This window comes from Candidatus Goldiibacteriota bacterium, from assembly GCA_016937715.1.
Classification (GTDB): Bacteria; Oederibacteriota; PGYV01; order PGYV01; family PGYV01; genus PGYV01.
The window spans coordinates 1-16,990 of record JAFGWA010000065.1 but is presented as its reverse complement, the minus strand read 5'-3'; the positions used below and the strand labels follow the sequence as shown (position 1 = coordinate 16,990).

General features: G+C 40.9%; 17 protein-coding genes. 1 reads left to right on the top strand and 16 read right to left on the bottom strand.

Annotation, left to right across the window (positions count from 1 at the left end; genetic code table 11):
• Positions 1-84: 84 nt before the first annotated feature.
• From JXR81_07265 to JXR81_07195, 15 genes are all read right to left on the bottom strand, one after another.
• Entirely contained in the window at positions 85-252 is a 168-nt protein-coding gene (locus JXR81_07265) for a hypothetical protein (protein MBN2754650.1), read from the bottom strand.
• A gap of 109 nt (positions 253-361) precedes the next feature.
• Positions 362-760 (bottom strand): acyl-CoA thioesterase, encoded by a 399-nt coding sequence (locus JXR81_07260; GenBank protein MBN2754649.1) that lies wholly within the window; start codon positions 758-760, stop codon positions 362-364.
• A gap of 9 nt (positions 761-769) precedes the next feature.
• The gene (locus tag JXR81_07255) at positions 770-1,006 is read right to left on the bottom strand and encodes a transposase (GenBank protein MBN2754648.1); all 237 of its coding nucleotides are present in this window, start codon (positions 1,004-1,006) and stop codon (positions 770-772) included.
• Positions 1,007-1,040: 34 nt separating this feature from the next.
• Positions 1,041-1,607 carry a flavodoxin domain-containing protein gene (locus tag JXR81_07250; GenBank protein ID MBN2754647.1) on the bottom strand — a complete coding sequence of 189 codons (567 nt, stop codon included), beginning with the start codon at positions 1,605-1,607 and terminating at the stop codon, positions 1,041-1,043.
• Between the two features lie 12 nt (positions 1,608-1,619).
• The gene (locus JXR81_07245; protein ID MBN2754646.1) at positions 1,620-1,982 is read right to left on the bottom strand and encodes a DUF4180 domain-containing protein; all 363 of its coding nucleotides are present in this window, start codon (positions 1,980-1,982) and stop codon (positions 1,620-1,622) included.
• A gap of 30 nt (positions 1,983-2,012) precedes the next feature.
• Entirely contained in the window at positions 2,013-2,474 is a 462-nt protein-coding gene (locus tag JXR81_07240; GenBank protein MBN2754645.1) for a hypothetical protein, read from the bottom strand.
• Positions 2,475-2,588: 114 nt separating this feature from the next.
• A complete protein-coding gene (locus tag JXR81_07235; GenBank protein MBN2754644.1) occupies positions 2,589-3,551 on the bottom strand; it encodes a transposase in 963 nt (320 codons plus the stop codon).
• A gap of 132 nt (positions 3,552-3,683) precedes the next feature.
• Positions 3,684-5,018, bottom strand: coding sequence for a radical SAM protein (locus JXR81_07230; GenBank protein ID MBN2754643.1), 1,335 nt, complete (start codon positions 5,016-5,018; stop codon positions 3,684-3,686).
• A gap of 171 nt (positions 5,019-5,189) precedes the next feature.
• On the bottom strand, positions 5,190-5,975 hold the full coding sequence (locus JXR81_07225; GenBank protein MBN2754642.1) for a GNAT family N-acetyltransferase: 786 nt from the start codon (positions 5,973-5,975) through the stop codon (positions 5,190-5,192).
• Between the two features lie 98 nt (positions 5,976-6,073).
• A complete protein-coding gene (locus tag JXR81_07220; protein ID MBN2754641.1) occupies positions 6,074-8,236 on the bottom strand; it encodes a VWA domain-containing protein in 2,163 nt (720 codons plus the stop codon).
• A gap of 144 nt (positions 8,237-8,380) precedes the next feature.
• A complete protein-coding gene (locus JXR81_07215; protein MBN2754640.1) occupies positions 8,381-9,136 on the bottom strand; it encodes a 6-bladed beta-propeller in 756 nt (251 codons plus the stop codon).
• 165 nt (positions 9,137-9,301) lie between these two features.
• Complete coding sequence (locus JXR81_07210) at positions 9,302-10,171, bottom strand: hypothetical protein (protein MBN2754639.1); 870 nt, start codon at positions 10,169-10,171, stop codon at positions 9,302-9,304.
• 99 nt (positions 10,172-10,270) lie between these two features.
• Positions 10,271-11,284: a protease complex subunit PrcB family protein gene (locus JXR81_07205; GenBank protein MBN2754638.1), complete on the bottom strand. Its 1,014-nt coding sequence runs from the start codon at positions 11,282-11,284 to the stop codon at positions 10,271-10,273.
• Between the two features lies 1 nt (position 11,285).
• Complete coding sequence (locus JXR81_07200; protein MBN2754637.1) at positions 11,286-11,864, bottom strand: sigma-70 family RNA polymerase sigma factor; 579 nt, start codon at positions 11,862-11,864, stop codon at positions 11,286-11,288.
• A gap of 341 nt (positions 11,865-12,205) precedes the next feature.
• The gene (locus JXR81_07195) at positions 12,206-12,949 is read right to left on the bottom strand and encodes a hypothetical protein (protein ID MBN2754636.1); all 744 of its coding nucleotides are present in this window, start codon (positions 12,947-12,949) and stop codon (positions 12,206-12,208) included.
• A gap of 359 nt (positions 12,950-13,308) precedes the next feature.
• Here JXR81_07195 and JXR81_07190 point away from each other — a divergent pair, with 359 nt between their 5' ends.
• The gene (locus JXR81_07190; GenBank protein MBN2754635.1) at positions 13,309-15,300 is read left to right on the top strand and encodes a tetratricopeptide repeat protein; all 1,992 of its coding nucleotides are present in this window, start codon (positions 13,309-13,311) and stop codon (positions 15,298-15,300) included.
• Between the two features lie 717 nt (positions 15,301-16,017).
• On the opposite strand, the gene JXR81_07185 is transcribed toward JXR81_07190, so the two are convergent.
• Entirely contained in the window at positions 16,018-16,734 is a 717-nt protein-coding gene (locus JXR81_07185; GenBank protein ID MBN2754634.1) for a transglycosylase domain-containing protein, read from the bottom strand.
• Between the last annotated feature and the right edge of the window lie 256 nt (positions 16,735-16,990).

Genomic DNA, 16,990 nt, shown 5'->3' with positions numbered 1-16,990 from the left:
AGTTTGCGATTGTTTTTGAAGGTAGACTTAACTTGGATCAAGAGTAGCTATGAATGGCTGTTTACACAAAAGAACTGACATACTCTAATCTTTTGAACCGTCTTTTTCACTCATTGCCGCATATACTTTTTCCGCACTTTCATAAACCATTATTGCCTGTTGATATTTTTCCCTGCCTGCATAATTTGTTTCATCAGCAAACAATACAAAAGCAGTAAAAACAAAAATACTTAACGCAGCTAACCGCCTCATTTCATTCTCCCTGTCCTGTTTAGTGGATTCCATATAACCCGTTAAAAGCAACCTTGTGTCATTACAACCGTACAACAACAATACAACAAACACAGCATTCTTTTTTAAATTAACCTATCCCCTGTATGTATGCCAGCATATCCGGATCTATTTTTCCAAGCTTTTTATTACTATTATCAAAACATACCATTACAACATCCGCAGTCAATACAGTTTCTTCACCGCGTTTTACGGCATAATCAAGAACAAAAGAAACTTTTTTTATCTCTTTTGCGCACATTTCAACCGTTAATTTATCGCCGAACATCATGGGTTTTTTGTAATCCACATTTATTTTTGACGGAAAAAATGTAATTCCTGTTTCTTCCACACGTTTCATAAAATTGCCGTACTTTTCCTGAAACCAGTTCACCCTGCACCATTCCATCCATTCAAGGGGGCGCGCGTAATATACCTGCCCGGTTACATCCGTGTCGCTAAGGTGCACTTCCTGTTCCATTTTGTACATAACTTCTCCTTAGTCCTTTTTAAAATATTTCTTTTCAAGTTCTTCCGCGGCCTTCATACCTTTTTCAAGCATGGTCACGGTTTTGGATTTCTTGCTGCCTTCAATATAGCCTTCTTTTACAAGCTCTGTGAGTAGTTTAAACGGATAATTTTTCTGGCTGTGAATGGATTTAATGCCCCTTTCTTTTTCTTCCCACGATGTAAGTTTTAAAAGCAAAAGCGTCAGTTCCCTGATTTCTTTATTCAAAATTATCTCCCTTTTATGGCTTTTTTACAGAAAACTATAATTCAACCAGACTTAAAGTCCATTTTTTTATTTCATCCCAGTTCCTGAAGTCCCCGTACTTTTCCAGGCCAAGTATCAACTTGCCCATAAATTTTTCAAACCCGTTTTTGGGTTCTGTGACCAGGCCGCCGAACACGGCGGTTGAAACAGGGGTAAAACCTATCGCCACCTTTTGCGGGTAACGTTTTGCCTTTTCTCTTGTGTATTCTTTCGCGGAAGTTATAGTGGCGCACTGAATAAAAACAGCCGCCTTTGCTTTTGTAAGCGCGGTATAATTATCCGCCACATACTTTGTCATATCAGGATGAGGGGCGCCGCCGTGGATAGCTGAACCAAGAATTAAAAGGTCGTATTTGGATATGTCTTCAGCGGCAGATGCCGCGGGCACAGTTTTAACGTTATGCTTCAGAGCTTTTAATTCTTTTGCCATAAATTCCGCTGTTTCCTGCGTTGAACCCATAAAAGATCCATAGACTATTAGTATGTTTTTCACGTTTGCGTCCTTTGCCTGAGCGGCCGAGAATATCATTATGCCAAGCAGCATCATAATTATTTTCTTCATATCAATATCTCCTTAATTCTCTTTTACCAGCCACTCTTCCGCGGACTGCTCATCTGTAAATACATGAAAAAGATTATTATGCATATTAACCTCTGTAACCATTTCGGCAAACTTTCCTTTTTCTGTATCCTCTTTATCCACCACAACCGCAAGTTTCATCCTGTATGTCATAAACTTATGCAGAACCATCCCGGCCTGCCCGGAGCCAAGCTTTGTGAATTCGGCAGGAAGGTTTTCCTTGTATAATAAAGCACGGTCAGCATCTTTTTCATACGCGGCTTCCATTACAAGGTTCACATCTGACTCTTTTTCAATAAGCTTTAAACCCCTAAACCCTCTTACATACCTGACACCGTTTTTTTCCAAAAGATTCATTTTTAAAAATCTCCTGTTTTAAACTGTCTTTTAATCAAACCAGTATCTTATTCCAAGACCGCCGCTTACATTGGGATGCATCCCGGGAAAAAGAAGAATGCCGGGCCTTACTTCAAGAAAAATATCAATAGGGTCGCCGGCAAATTCATACGCAAGCCCAACCGGAACCTGCGCGCCTGCCCACATTCCGCCGTTCCATAATCCAGCAAAACCGCCGATACCAAAATAAAACGGAAGCCTGCCTTCTTTAATTTTGAATACATCGTACTTATGAATTAAATACTGCGCGTGCACACCTAGCCCTGCCGAATAAAAATCCCAGTTAACCATAAAATCAACAGCCGAATTTTTATCCAAGAAATTTTTAACGCTTATCCCCGTGGGATTTCCAAGAACAATGCCAAGCCCAATCCCTTTTTTTGACGCGTGCGCGCCGATGGCAAAAAATAAAACAAACACTGTCGAAAGCATAACCGCGGTTAACTTTTTCATACATGCCCTCCAAAATTATTTTTTTAGTTATATCACAAGCCGTAAAAAAATGCAAAAAATACAGTTGCTGTATTTTATACAACGTTATTCTCATTCTAAACGCCCTGTCTGGGGTCAGACCCCAGACAGGGCGTTTAGACCACGAGTTATACTTTCAATCTTATTATTCAGATAAATATTTGTCTGAAGTTCTCTCTTAACAGAAGCAACCCGCCTTTTTACGGAAGACACATCCAGATTATTAAACAAACTCCCTATTTCACCATAGGTCTTTGCGGAGTTTGACCATATTATGTAAATAGCCGCCGCTTTAGCGTGATTATGTTTGCCTTTTTTATGTGTCACCTCTTCAACAGAAACATTAAACACCCGTGCGCTCTCCGCAATTACTTTATTATAATCAGTCATTACAGCCGGCCTTCGAAATTTGGTAATCTCCAGTATTTTCCCGCAGGACTCGGCAACCCTAACAGCAAACTCATTTCCGCCCATAACAAAACTCTCCACAAGCCCGTTTTCTATGGCTTCAATTCCTGCTTTTTCCGATAAAAACATTTTATACTTTTCCAGTGCTTCTTCTTTCTGCGGGCCGTATTTTTTTATCATCCATCCTATTTCTGATAATCCAAATCCTTTTCTTCCACAATACTCCGGATAACTACTCCATTTATATGCTGAAATTTTTTCACATAATTTTGCTTTAACCGGGTTAAGGTGGATATACCTTGTAAGTTCGGGTAAAAACGGGTGTTTTTCCACCAGCTGGCATCCATATCTGCCCTGAAACAGATGGCCAACCCGTTTATGCCTCCAGTTAAAATAAGTTGAATAGGATGCATTTATAAACTTCATGATATCCGGAAGATTGGGTGCGGACGTTTCTAAAAGTAAATGATAATGATTTGGCATAAGTACAAAAGCATAGATAATAAATGAATATTTTTTCTTTGCTTTACCCAATATATTTACAAACTTATATCGGTCATCATCGTCCCTGAAAATTTCTTTCTTTTCATTTCCCCTTGCATAGGTATGATAGCATTCACCCGCAAGCATTATGCGTTTTTTTCTCCCCATCTCTAAAACCCCTCAGTTTTTTAAGCTACTATACAACACTAAATTAAAAATTTCAAATTATTTTCATAATCCTGTACCCTGTACCCTTTTATTTTAAACGCCCTGTCTGGGGTCAGACCCCAGACAGGGCGTTTAAACATTTTGGTTTAATGCCGCGGCGAAAAGTTTCATCTTTTCGTTTTCTTCATAGCCGTATTCGGGATTAATTGCCATATAATAGGTTTCATTCTGCATAAGCGGCTCTGCTGTTATCAAATCCCGTTTATCAGCGGGTATTTTTTCAAATTCTAAAGTGCCGGGTATCGGCGAATAGTTTGCGGGTTTTATTAACACTTTGTTTGCCGCCACAAATTCCATGTCACGCTTTATTGTGTCCGTATTCTGCCCGGGAAGCCCCGCCAGAATATACGCGCCGATGTCTTTAGGCTGAAAACCCGCGCCTTTAAGAATCTTTATTGCTTCTGAAAACTGCCCGTTTGATACCTTGCCGCCGGAGGCTTTCTGCATTAAAACATCTGACGTTTCCAGCGATAACCTTAAATCCATAAACCCGGTTTTTTTCATAAGCAGCGCTGTTTCTTCATCAATATATGCGGCGTGCAGACCGTTGGGGGTATAAAACTTAAAATCAAAACCCGCCATAATAATACTTTTTAAAATGTCTTTTATGAATGAATTTTTATACAAAAGCGCGTCATCGTAAAGCGCTATATTTTTAATACCGCGTTTCGCGTAAGTTTCAAGTTCATTAATTATTACCTCTTTGCTTCTTTGTTTAAACCCTGTGCTTGTCTCTTTAATGGCACAATAGGAACAGCTAAAAGGGCACCCTTCGGATAATCTTACGGACACGCTGTTTATATTGTTATATAAGGAGTAATCCGGGGCAATATCCGCAAATTCAGCTTCTGTAATAGAATTTAAGTCCGTTTTAAGTTCTTTCCCCAGCAGATTAAAATATTCAGCATTCGCGCCGCCCTTCCACACACGCGACGTGCCTGAATATTTTTCCGCGTGTGTAGTACATAAAGTGGCATAAGTGCCGCCAAGTATTATGGGTGTTGAAGGATATATATCTTTAATTATAGAAATTGCTTTAAACACGCCTTCGTACATATATGTCATTGAAGATGTAATAAGAATAATATCCGGCTTTTCTGTTTTGAGCAGTTTTTCTTTGAACAGTTCAACAACCATGCCGTAACGCTTATATTTTCTTGGCACAGCTTTATATATTTCCGGTTTGCCCGGTTCTTCACTGTAAAACATGCCCCTGCCAAGTTTGTCGCTTTTCTTAAACTCTTCCGGAGCGCCGTCTGCCTGCCTGTCCATGCAGTCAATTAAGGATACGTTAACCCCGGATTGTTTCAGAACAGAACCGATTTTTAGAAGCCCGTAAGGCTTCATCCAGAAATCGTGACACTTAAAATCATAAACCCAGGGATTTATTAAGAGAACGTTCTTCATATTACTGAACAACTAAAAGATGCTTGGAAGTTTGGATGCTTAGATACTTGGGAAAAATAAAACATATATACAAGAACAGCAACCTAAAAATATAACTACCGTACGGACTTATAGAACTGTTTTTTTGGTTTTCCAAGCCTCCAACCATCTGACCATCCAAGCCTCTATTCATCACTTATCCATTATTATTTCATTATGCATGGTCGCCGAAACAAAACCTATTTTGCCATATGCCTTTAACGCGGCTTCGTTGCCTGCCTTTACATTAAGTCCGATATATTCATAATCATCCCACAGGTCACGCACCAAAGACGCCACCACAGAAGAGGCATACCCTTTTCCCCTGTATTCAGCCGTTGTAGCCACATTTCCTATGCCGGCTATCTTATATTCGGGGCGCAGATAGTGGACTCCGGCTGTGGAAATAATATCGGAGTTTTTTCTTATCATGTAATATTTGCCTGTTTTCATCATTTCCCTGCTGAAAAACAAGCCCGGATTTATTTTCTGTATAAATTCATACAGCGTTTCAAAATCCCTTTCATTTACTTTATAGGTATACTGCGGGTATTTGATGCAATTATTGACAAGCATATCGCCGTTTATCCCCATTGTGTGCTGCATTTTTTTTGAAGTAACTTTATACTTTGCTTCAAGCGGCGCTTCAAGGCCGGGCGTAACATGGGAATAAAGTTTATCCGGTAGTGTGCCTATGACCGCTTCAAGAATTTCCGCCGCGTTATCCTTATTATTATCTTCAAGCAGATAAAACGCGCTTTGCTCTTTTCCTTTATATATAAGTGAGAGAGCCTTAATCTCACCGCCGTCATAAGAGGCGTGCCAGATGGTATTTGGGAACATATATGGTTCCATATACATAAACTTATACAGATGCACATAAGGCGAATTTAAAAGAAACTCCGCTATTTTTTCTTTGTCCGTTATCTGTTTTACCATTATTATCTCCTTAATTATTCCGCCGTTAAATTATACAACAAAAAAGCCCTGTGCCTCTCCTGTTTTTTCAGCAAGAGGCACAGGGCCGGGGGCTTGTTTTATTCTTCTATTTCATAAAACATATTGTCATATTTAAACAACACTTTATTGCCAAGGCTTAAGATTTCACTTATTTCTGAAGAAATCTTGGAGAGCTTAAAATACTCTTCACTTAAATATTTTATTGTCTTTGCTTTATCCTTATTCTGATTAAATTCCGTATCAGTGTACCTGCCGTCATTATCCAGCACAAACGCCCTTCCCCCCGCGTTTACTACGGCAGCGCTTATCTGCCTGTTCATCTCTTGGGCTTCTGCCATATCCATTCCTGCCGCAGACGGCATCATGGACGCCGGAGCAGCGGCTTCCGCCTTTTTTGCCATCGATATGCTCTTTGAACGCTGCACAGCAAAACTTCCGGTCTTTACCTGTGCCAGGTCCTGCATTACAGATTCCGCGCTGCGCCCGCCCAATGCCCTTTCTTTTAAAGATTCATCAGTAATAAGGAAAGAGGTGTACGGAGTTACAATTCCGTATTTTTTTCCAAGACTCACTATTTCCCTTTCAATTTCTTTGTTTCTTCCCCTTAAATTTATTTCATCCATAAGGTAAGTAACTTTCTTTGAGGCCCAAAGTTTCATGACAGATTCGTCCCTGCCGTCATCAGAAAAATCCACGGGGAATTTATATTCTTTTCTGCTGCCGGAAGTCTCCCCGCTTACTTTTACCTGCGTCATTCCATTTCCCTTAAACCTGCCGGTAACAGTAATCTGCGAGCCGGCAAACATATCCGGTATTCTTTTCGGATACATATCGTAAACCCCCGCGCTGCCGTCAAAACTTAAAGTAATTCCCGCAAGCGCCGGGCTTGCTATCCTTGAAGCCAGTGCTGATACGCTTTCTTCAATGGAATCAGACGGGTTAATTACATATTCGCACTCTCCGCCGTTATCAGCGCTTATTTTATCCAGAAGCTCCGTGTTTACGTCTTCACCCACGCCAAAGACAAATATTCTGGCATCAGCCCTATTCGCGTTTTCAGTATTTTTTATAATCTTCATTATGGCTGTTTCTCCTACTGTGGGAAGCCCGTCCGTAAGAAACACTATTACAGGAAGCCTGCCTCTTTGTTTTTTCAGTTTTGACAGCGCTTCCTGCATCGCGCCGTTTATATCCGTGCCGCCTTCAGCGGAAATTGCCCTTATAAAGTTTTTGGCTTTTTCTCTTTCCTTGTAACCGAATTCCTTAAGCCCGTTTGACATGGTATCAACAGAAGAAGAAAAAGCAATAATGCTGAACTTGTCGCCTTCTTTAAGCGTGTTCACACAGAACTGCAGCGCGTCCTTTGCCTTTTCTATTTTATCGCCCTGCATGCTGCCGGACTTGTCCAGAACAAACACAAAATCTTTCGGCATATATTTTTCTTTGCTGTCTTCTATTGAAGGTGAAAGCAGCAGCGTAAAATACCCGTCTTCGTTGTGATTTACATGAGTGATAACAGAAGCCGCCACTTCGCCCATTACAGGGCTGTAATAAAAAGTAAACGGCTTGTCAGGATTGTAATTGCGCGCGTTAAACGACGCCCTTACAAAATTATTCTCCCTGATTTCAGTATTGATACTGTGGCCGGAAGAATAGACATTTTTTATCCCGTTTGAATCTTCCACATTTACCCTTATATTCACCTCTCCCACATACCCCGTGTCTGACTTGGCGGAAGAAAGCGGATATACCAATTTAACTTTTCCATTAACAGTTTTTAACTGCTGGCTGTATTTAAGAGTAAGGGCAACTTCACCACGCGCCGGTATAGGATATACCCTCTGGCGCAGCATCCTTGTGCCGGCGTATTCCAAAAGCGCCGGGTCTTTCATCCTTCTTACTATCTCTTCGTAAATCGCCCGTGCCTTGTCCGCTTCCAGAAGTTCCGCCTTCATCTCTTTGCCGTTTACTATCATTGTGAAAGATGTGACTGCAGCGTCTTCATAAAGCGGGAACCAATAATCGCCTTCCAGGACTGTGCTGTTGGGATTGTAAAACAGGGCATTAACCGTGATATCCGCAACCTGATTTTTGATACTGATGTTTACGTCGTGCTTCCTGGTCTCTATCGGTAAAATCCGCCCCTGATAAGGTAAAACCGCAATCCTGCAAGCAAGTACCTGTACTGCTGATAAAACGATGAAAAGTAAGGCTAAAAACAGATTTTTTTGTTTCTTCATGTCCCTTCCTCCTTTGGTTTTTTGAAAGCTTAACCGCCTTCACCTATCAGGAAACCAAAGGAGAAAAAAAGTTCCATAAAAAATAAAAAAAGCCCGAGACTTTACAATCCCGAGCTTAAGTTGTTTTTTAAAGATTAATATTTTTTATTGTGGAGCAAATTTTTGTATCCTGTTATTAAGTGTATCCGCCACATAAACATTACCCGCATAATCTACTGCCAATCCTGTAGGATAATAAAACTGTCCATCTCTCTTTCCTTCGCTTCCCCATTTTGTTATAAATATTCCTTTTGATTTAAATTTTTGTATCCTGTCATTACCCCGTTCCGACACATAGACATTATCTGCGGAATCTACTGCCACACCGTAAGGATTGCTAAACTGTCCATCTGCGCTTCCTTCACTTCCCCATTTTGTTATAAACACACCTGATGATGTGAACTTTTGTATCCTGTCATTACCACTATCCGCCACATAAACATTTCCCGCATAATCTACTGCCAATCCTGTAGGATTATAAAACTGTCCATCTCCCTTTCCTTTACTCCCCCACTTTTTTATAAACACTCCTGCTGAGGTAAATTTTTGTATCCTGTTATTGATTGAATCCGCCACATAAACAATACCCGAAGAATCCACTGCCACCCCGGTAGGATAATAAAACTGTCCATCCCCGGTTCCATAACTTCCCCATTTTGTTATAAATGTTCCTTCTGATGTGAATTTCTGTATCCTATGATTACCAGTATCAGCTACATAAACATTATCGGCGGAATCTACTGCTATTCCTCCAGGATAATTAAACTGCCCATCTCCGTTTCCTTCACTTCCCCACTTTAATTTAAACACTCCCGGCTCTAAACTTGTTTTTTTACAGCTGATTAATGCCATACATAACATAACTGAAATAACTATTATTTTTTTTATATTATTACCCCTATTTAGTATTTAATCACGTTTCATTCTATAATTCTAAAAATCCTATTGTTGAGCAAACTTTTGAACTCTTCTATTACCTGTATCCACCACATAAACATTTTACGATTATGTGATTAAAAGACGTAGTTACGGTGTGCCTACCCCTGAAATATTTGCATAAACACAGGTAAAACCGAACAAGTCCTTATCTGTATAATAATATCCATTCATACCTGCAGGGTCAAATAATCCGTCCTGTAATACGTGATCAATATCATTCGTCATAACCGGCGTGCCAAGCATAAAAGTCGTGATTTCCTGCCCCATCGCAAAATTGTCAGAATCATACCCGATAATATTCCTATACATGAGGTCTCCGAGTAAATACACTTCTATTATTACTGTTTTGCTACTGAGAATACGCATATAGTTTATATACCCGAACATCATAGAATTCGCCGGGTTATAAAGTTCTTCCATGGTAATAAAACCGTCGGTATCCCTTGTTATTAGCCTGTAACTTGAAGGATTACCGTTTTGAGACTCGTCTATCCTGTTTATAAGACCGTCGGTACCGTATGTAAACACCATTGCGTCAACGGTGTTGGAATAATTATCTACGGCATATCTAGCCGTCATCCTACCTACGGCATCATAGGAATAAAAAATATCGTTTGCCGTGGGCATACTTGCCGGATAATCAATCATCTCAAGTTTTCCCTGTGAGTTATACTTTCTAAAGGTGTAATCGCCTGACGGTATGCCGAATACCGACCCGTACTCTTCCATGATTTTACCAGAGCCGTCATACAGATAAACAGTTTCCGCTATTATCGTACCACTCATAAACAACGCCTGGCCTTTCAATTTTCCTGTATTCGTATATAAACCGCTGCCGCCTATTGATGGCGTAATAGTAGTGGGATCTGTAATGGACGCAGGCGAAATATGTTTATTGCAGGAAATAAAAACGAATACTAAAAATATTAAACTAACAGAAAAAATTGTTTTTTTCATTTAATCTCCTTTTCCCCATAATGATTACCTTCGCAATAATATTATCACCCTGACACTTATTTTACAACCCGACTTTTGATGATTAGAAACCAGCTACAATTACTCCCTTATAAACTCCACGGGTTTGGAGGAGATGGGGATGACTGCGATGCTGTAAGGGGATGTTATTACCTGTGCGGTAATCGCGTCTTTTGCCGGCGAGGTTTCGGAGTATAGTATTACTATTTTTGTCTCCTGAATTGATATGCTCTTAATTTTCGCGGAATATCCTGCCGTTGGTTTTTCACCGGAATTTACCAGCACAACCATCTGCCTTGAAAAATCCACTTTACCCAGCCACGGGTTATCCGCAATTATTCCCGGCGCTAAATTCCATATCATTTTATTTTTAAAAACCACTTTCATCCCCGCTGCCATTCCCGAATGCGTGCCTGAAAAAACTTCCTTACTGAACGGATTTATTTCCTGTTCCTGCAGCTGCACGGCAGATGCCGGAGCAATCTCATCCGCCGTATCATACGCGGGCGCGGCAGCGCTTTTTGACGCCATTCCTGCGGCAGGCGCGGCCTCACTTTTCGTTATTATTGCCCTTGACGGCGCGGCGCTTTTCTTTTTAGCGTATGTAATTTCGGCAGGCGCTTCTGATTTTAACGGAGCAAGGTCAGCCATATTTATTCCCTGTTTTACACTTTTTAATTCCTCTGCGGTTTTTGCCCTTTCTACAACAACCGGCTTCTGCACACTTTCTGCTTCCAGCCATTCTTTATCCGCTTTAATTGTTTTTGTATCATATATCTGCCGGACTAAAACCCCGACAATAAGCATTGCCGCAACAGTACCTGAAACTTTCATAAAAACCGGCCAGCTGAATTTAGTTTTTGCCTTTTTACTGTCGGCTTCATCAAGCCTTTTGCTTAAGGTTGCCAGAAAATTAACAGGAAGGTCTTCAGCGCGGCCGCTTTTGGCATACTGAACAGCGTTCTTTAACGCATCCAATTGATTCCTGCACTCTTTGCAGGTTTTTAAGTGCGCAAGGAAGTTTTTCAGCTGTTCTCCCTTTAACGTTCCGTCAATATAATCTGATATTAAGCCGTAAGCTTTTTTATGCTCCATTTTATCCACCCTGCATCTTTATGAATTTTTGTTTAAACGCTTCCCTTGCCCTGGCTATTCGTGATTTTACCGTCCCTGTATTAAGCCCGGTCATTGCGGCAATTTCCTCATAGCTTTTTTCTTCCATATCCCTTAACACTATCATTTCCCGCGCCGCAGGCTGAAGCTGTAAAAGCACCGCGTGAATTTCATCATTCTTCTGCCTGTCTTCCAGAACTTTATCAGCAGGCGGGTCAGAAGACGCGTACTGTTTTTTTGTTACACCATCATTACCTTCAAAATCATCATCAAGCGAATCGTGCTTTGTAAAAAACCTGCGGATTTCGTATCTTACCGTATTTTTCCACGCGTTCACGGCTATGCGCCTTACCCACGCGGAAAACGGGCTGTCTTCACGGAAACTGCCGATACTTTTATAGGCATTTACAAAAGCGTCCTGCGCTATGTCCTGGGCTTTATCCCTGTCGCCGCACAGCCGCAGCGCAAGGTTATATATTTCTTTCGCGCATGAAGCCGCAAGCGCTTCAAACGCCCTTCTGTCGCCGTCTTTGGCAAGCTTTACAAGCTGTTTTTCTTCCAAGTTTCACCTTTAATGACACCGAATTTTTAAATTTGTTCCATAACGTAAACATAGCACTTTAGCAGATTAAGCAATTAAGCAATAGCGAAACATAAAACATAGCGGATTAAGCTATAACGTAAACATAGCACTTTAGCAGATTAAGCGATTAAGCTATAGCGAAACATAAAACATAGCGGATTAAGTTATAACGTAAACATAGCACTTTAGCAGATTAAGCAATTAAGCTATAGCGTAAACATAAACCATATTTCCTTTTTTTAGCTTATGCTTAATTGCTTATAAGTTTTTTGCTTATCTTTTCGCTATAGCTTAACTGCTTAATGCTTAATTCGCTATGCTTATTTAAATACAAACCTTCCCCTTGCAGCTTCTTTACCGCTTTCTTTTTTTATAACCGCGCAGGCAAAGGTATTTTCATCTTTCTTTTCATGCAATGCCGTAACCCGGCCGCCGTATTCCGCTTCTTCCATAAAATTTATCAGCAGGCTTTTTATTTCGTGTGTTTCAAGGTATTCCTTTGTAAGCGTTTCGTTCATCCAGTCAATGTACGATACATTATTAACATGCCTGTTTACGTCAAATTCCCCAAACTTAACTTTATATTCCGCTGACGCCACAGGGTTTAAAACAGCTTCCGCTTTGCCCGCTTCCCTGCCTATGGCGCTTTTATCTTTCTGCTCCGGCCATTTTTCAGCAACACTTTTTAACGGCTGAATTTTTTTTGTTACAGGGTCTATAACCACCCACGTGGTGGTGGCAGCAGCTATCCTTATGCCGTTTTCATCAGTAACATCGTAATCACGAAACGCGGAAACTTTCCCCACGCTTTTTGACCACGTCTCAATTGAAAGTTTACTTCCCCAGACTGCCGTTTTATAAATTTCCACTTCAAGGCGCATCATTGCCCAGATATGTCCGCTTTTAAGCATTTCGCCTTTTACTTTTTCAATTTCGCTGTAATGGCGCCACGCGGTATTCTGAAGATAATTACACAGCGCCGTAATTTTAAGCCTTCCGTTTATGTCAGCATCATACACGTTAACGTCATATTTTTCCGTCCATTTTCCCGGTGCTTCCGCCATTTTTTACCTCGCTTTGCCGGACATTATATATATGTAATACTAAGCCAAAACATATAATTTATAAAGCCTTTTTTATTATTTTGCCGTAGTTTTTAAGAGGCCCCGGATAAGATTATGGAGTGAGGGGGGGAGGGATTATAATCTTAATCCGGGGCCATAAATAGGACGTAATCAGCCCCCTTACAGTTCCATAATTAATAAGCCCCGGAGCAATTGGGGGATGAGGGAGGAAGTTAATTGCCCGCGGGGCTTATACTTATAAGACGTGATAAACCGCAAAAAGGGTTGCATGTTTTCTGCTATAACTCTTTTTGTCTTTGCTGATGACAAAAAAATAATATTGCTGTAAAATTACCGTCATGACAGATAAAAAACTTATTCACTTTACAGAACTTTCACTTAGATTGCTGCTTTTTTCCGCGGCTTTCATTGTGCCGCTTGCGTTTTATCTTAACGCCCATGAAAGCTTTGAAATGCCCAAATCAGCCGCTTTCTTTTCTTTTACAGCCCTGGCAGCAGCCCTGCTTTTTATAAAGATGGCGCTTAAAAAGGAAAGTGTACTGTTTGTCACGCCGTTTTCTTTTCCCGCAGCCCTTTTAGCCGCCGCCTTTACCGCTTCATTTGTAAGCGGCGCTGTTTTTAACCCGAATGCCGTATTGCTGCACTGGCAGTTTTTAAAACTTTGCCTTCTTATTATATTGTCATATTTTCTTATCATTAATGCTTTTTCCAAACGTGACATTCCCCGCCTGCTTTACATTATAATAACTTCACACTTTATAGTATCAACTTACGGGGTTTTACAGTATTTTCACATGGATTTCATAAAATGGGTTTCTTTCGGCGAAGGCCGCGTTTATTCAACACTTGGAAATCCGGATTACATGGCCGCGCAATTTTCAATACTTATCCCCGTTTTAATCGCGCTTTTTCTTTCCCCTATAAAAAAACTTGCGAAATTTTTCAGCGGCTTATGCATTTTAATGATGTTCTTTTTAATCATCGTATCGCAGGGCCGCGGCGCGTGGCTTGGTTTTCTTGGTTCGCTGGCTTATCTGTTTATAATGTTCGGCGTATTTTACGGCAAAGCGTATTTTACGCGCCATAAAAAATTCTTTATATCCATGGGCGCGTTTCTTGTCCTGCTTGTATTACTGTTTACCATCCCCAACCCCGTTAACCGCAACCCCATAACTGACAGGTTAAAACAAAGTTTTGATTTAACCGGCGATTCCGCGGCTGTAAGGCTTTTTTACTGGGAATCTGCCCTGCAGATGGCGGCTGCAAAACCGGTATTCGGCGCGGGCATAGGCGGCTTCAGCCTGAACACCGCGTATTATCAGCGCAAGGTTTATGACCGCTGGCTTAAAGCGGCGCCAAAGATGGCGGCTAAAGTGGAACCGCATGTTGAACTGTACACCCATAACGATTTTCTTCAGACACTTGCGGAAAACGGCTTTGTGGGTTTTGGAATTTATTTACTGCTGTTCTTTTCCGCTTTTTTCATTTCAATTAAACTTGCATTAAAAGAAGAAAATCTTTTTTACAAAAACCTTATTATAGGAATAACAGCTTCTTTTACCGCGTTTTTAATAAACGGGCTTTTTAATTTTCCGTGGCGCGTCGCGCCTACGCTTATACTTCTATGGTCGCTGTTTGGAATTTTTTCGCTTTACGAAAAACGCTATACCCTGCAGATAAAAAAAGTTCCCGCTGTGCCTTTAACGTTTATTCTTGCAATTGCAGCTTTTATTTTTTCTGTAATTCAAATCAGGATATTTTACGCTAACGTGCTTGTTAAACACGGGCAGTCGCAGTTTGCCGCCGGAAACTACGCGCAGGCGCGCGATACTTTTGAAAAATCACTGGCTTCCAACGCGCGCGGCACTGACAAGATAGAACTTGTTTTATACGCGGGAAACGCGTATAACGCGCTTTTAGATACAGACACCGCAATAAAATATTATAACCGCGGCCTTGCAATGTTCCCCCACTTTATAGAGTCGCATTACAATGTGGCAAATGTATACATGGCAAAAGGGATAAATGAAAAAGCACTTGAAGAATATGAAAAGACACTGGCTCTTAACCCCAAATTTACGGCAGCCATGAACAACATGGCAAATTTATATTTTAACAGCGGAGATTTTGAAAAAGCAAAAGAGATGTACAAACGCGCGTTGAATGTGACGCCATCGCTTATAGAAGCGCGGTACAACCTTGGCGCGTGTTATTACAGGATGAACGATTATAAAAACGCGAAGAAAGAAATGGCGGAAGTTTTAAAGTACGACCCTAATTATCAGGCCGCAAAACAATGGGTGGAGCAGCTGCGAAAGATGGGATATTAAGAGCAGAGGCTTGGACGCTTAGATGCTTGGTTAGTTGAATGCTTAGACGCTTGGATGCTTAGAGGCTTGGCAAAGACAAATATAAAAACCAGACCAACACAGCGCAGGCTAAAGACCCGCGTCTACCAATACAAATCAAAACAACGCACCTAAAGGGCGTGCCTACCACTACATACACCAAGCCCGGTAAAGCCGGGAAACGGATGCACGGATGGTCAGAGGGTCGGAAGATAAAACAAACATCAAAAATTCGAAAATCGAAATTAGATTAACAACTACAGGGGTTGGGTGTGTTTTTTCAGTGCGTGCCGCGCAAACACAGTATATATACGGCAGAAACTGTTTAATGCCGCGCCGTCATGCACGTATGTACCGCGTGTTCCCGTTTGCCAATAAATTAACATACCTGTAGATTTCAAGCTTGTTTGGATACAAGATTACCAATTTGCGGCGCGTACTGAAAAAATATACCCAAGCCCTGTAAAGCCGAGGGACGGATGCACAGATGGTCAGAGGGTCGGAAGAAAAAACAAACCCAAATCAACTGCCGCGCATAATACCGAGCAATTTTATTATAGACTCGATATTAAAACGCGCGCCTGCCACTGCATACACAAAAAAACAAAACAGAGCCGCTGAGCTGCCAAGTATTAGAGGACAGTTGTTTTGAATTTTTCCAAGCATCCAAGCATCCAAGCCTCTAAGCTTCCGAAGAATTTACGCTCCGCTGTCTTTTATGTAACCGCGCAGTTTCATTCTTGCTATTATCCTGGCAACACGCCTTTTCTGAAACTCTTCTTTCTGTTTTGTCAGCAGTTCTTTTCCTCTTGCCTTTGGCTGCGGGATTACAACAGCAAGTATGGCCGCTTCTTTAGGCGTAAGTTCATGCGGATATTTATCAAAATATACCTTTGAAGCCTGCCTGATACCATAAATCCCTTTTCCAAATTCCGCGATATTTATGTAGTAATCAAGTATCTGCCTTTTTGTAAGTTTATTTTCAACTCGTACCGCGGTTATTGCTTCTATTAACTTTCTCTTAATTGTTTTTTCTTTGGTCAAATACGCGTTTTTTACAAGCTGCTGCGTAATTGTGCTGCCGCCGTATTTTAATTTAAGATGAAGCAAATCGTATCTTGCCGCCCTTAAAGTTTCGTCGATATTAATACCTTTATGCCTGAAAAAACTTCCATCTTCCGCCGCAATTATCGCGCCTGTAACATATTTGGGAAGTTCAACGGAGCGGACAAAATTTTTGGAATAAGGCGAAACAGCGCGATTTGTAAATGTTTTGCCGTTGTAAACTTTTATGGTCACTCTTGTTTTTATTTTACTTATGTCCGGCAGTATGGCGTTCATAACAGTAAAAAAGCCTATAATATAAGCAAACGCGCATTGAACTATAATAATTGCTTTTAAACGCAAAAGTGTCACTTGAAATCCTTCGGGCGTAGCAGGAAAGTCTTTATGGCTTTCTTGGCGCACATTTTAGTCTGTTGTCTTCCGTCTCCGTTATGCGGATGAATCATATGTTAGAGGTTTTCTACTATAATCTATTATATTATACTGCATGAAATAACCACAGTCAAGCATAGCATAAAGTGTTGTCAACGCAAAATAGAAATGTCCTATTTTCTGCAAAATAGAAATGTCCGGTTTTCAAAGTACAGCCTGCCAAGAATCCCCGGTT

Coding starts and splice junctions, on each gene's coding strand:
- JXR81_07265 (MBN2754650.1), bottom strand. CDS start 252: ATGAGGCGGTTAGCTGCGTTAAGTATTTTTGTTTTTACTGCTTTTGTA.
- JXR81_07260 (MBN2754649.1), bottom strand. CDS start 760: ATGTACAAAATGGAACAGGAAGTGCACCTTAGCGACACGGATGTAACC.
- JXR81_07250 (MBN2754647.1), bottom strand. CDS start 1,607: ATGAAGAAAATAATTATGATGCTGCTTGGCATAATGATATTCTCGGCC.
- JXR81_07245 (MBN2754646.1), bottom strand. CDS start 1,982: ATGAATCTTTTGGAAAAAAACGGTGTCAGGTATGTAAGAGGGTTTAGG.
- JXR81_07240 (MBN2754645.1), bottom strand. CDS start 2,474: ATGAAAAAGTTAACCGCGGTTATGCTTTCGACAGTGTTTGTTTTATTT.
- JXR81_07235 (MBN2754644.1), bottom strand. CDS start 3,551: ATGGGGAGAAAAAAACGCATAATGCTTGCGGGTGAATGCTATCATACC.
- JXR81_07230 (MBN2754643.1), bottom strand. CDS start 5,018: ATGAAGAACGTTCTCTTAATAAATCCCTGGGTTTATGATTTTAAGTGT.
- JXR81_07225 (MBN2754642.1), bottom strand. CDS start 5,975: ATGGTAAAACAGATAACGGACAAAGAAAAAATAGCGGAGTTTCTTTTA.
- JXR81_07220 (MBN2754641.1), bottom strand. CDS start 8,236: ATGAAGAAACAAAAAAATCTGTTTTTAGCCTTACTTTTCATCGTTTTA.
- JXR81_07215 (MBN2754640.1), bottom strand. CDS start 9,136: ATGTTATGTATGGCATTAATCAGCTGTAAAAAAACAAGTTTAGAGCCG.
- JXR81_07210 (MBN2754639.1), bottom strand. CDS start 10,171: ATGAAAAAAACAATTTTTTCTGTTAGTTTAATATTTTTAGTATTCGTT.
- JXR81_07205 (MBN2754638.1), bottom strand. CDS start 11,284: ATGGAGCATAAAAAAGCTTACGGCTTAATATCAGATTATATTGACGGA.
- JXR81_07195 (MBN2754636.1), bottom strand. CDS start 12,949: ATGGCGGAAGCACCGGGAAAATGGACGGAAAAATATGACGTTAACGTG.
- JXR81_07190 (MBN2754635.1), top strand. CDS start 13,309: ATGACAGATAAAAAACTTATTCACTTTACAGAACTTTCACTTAGATTG.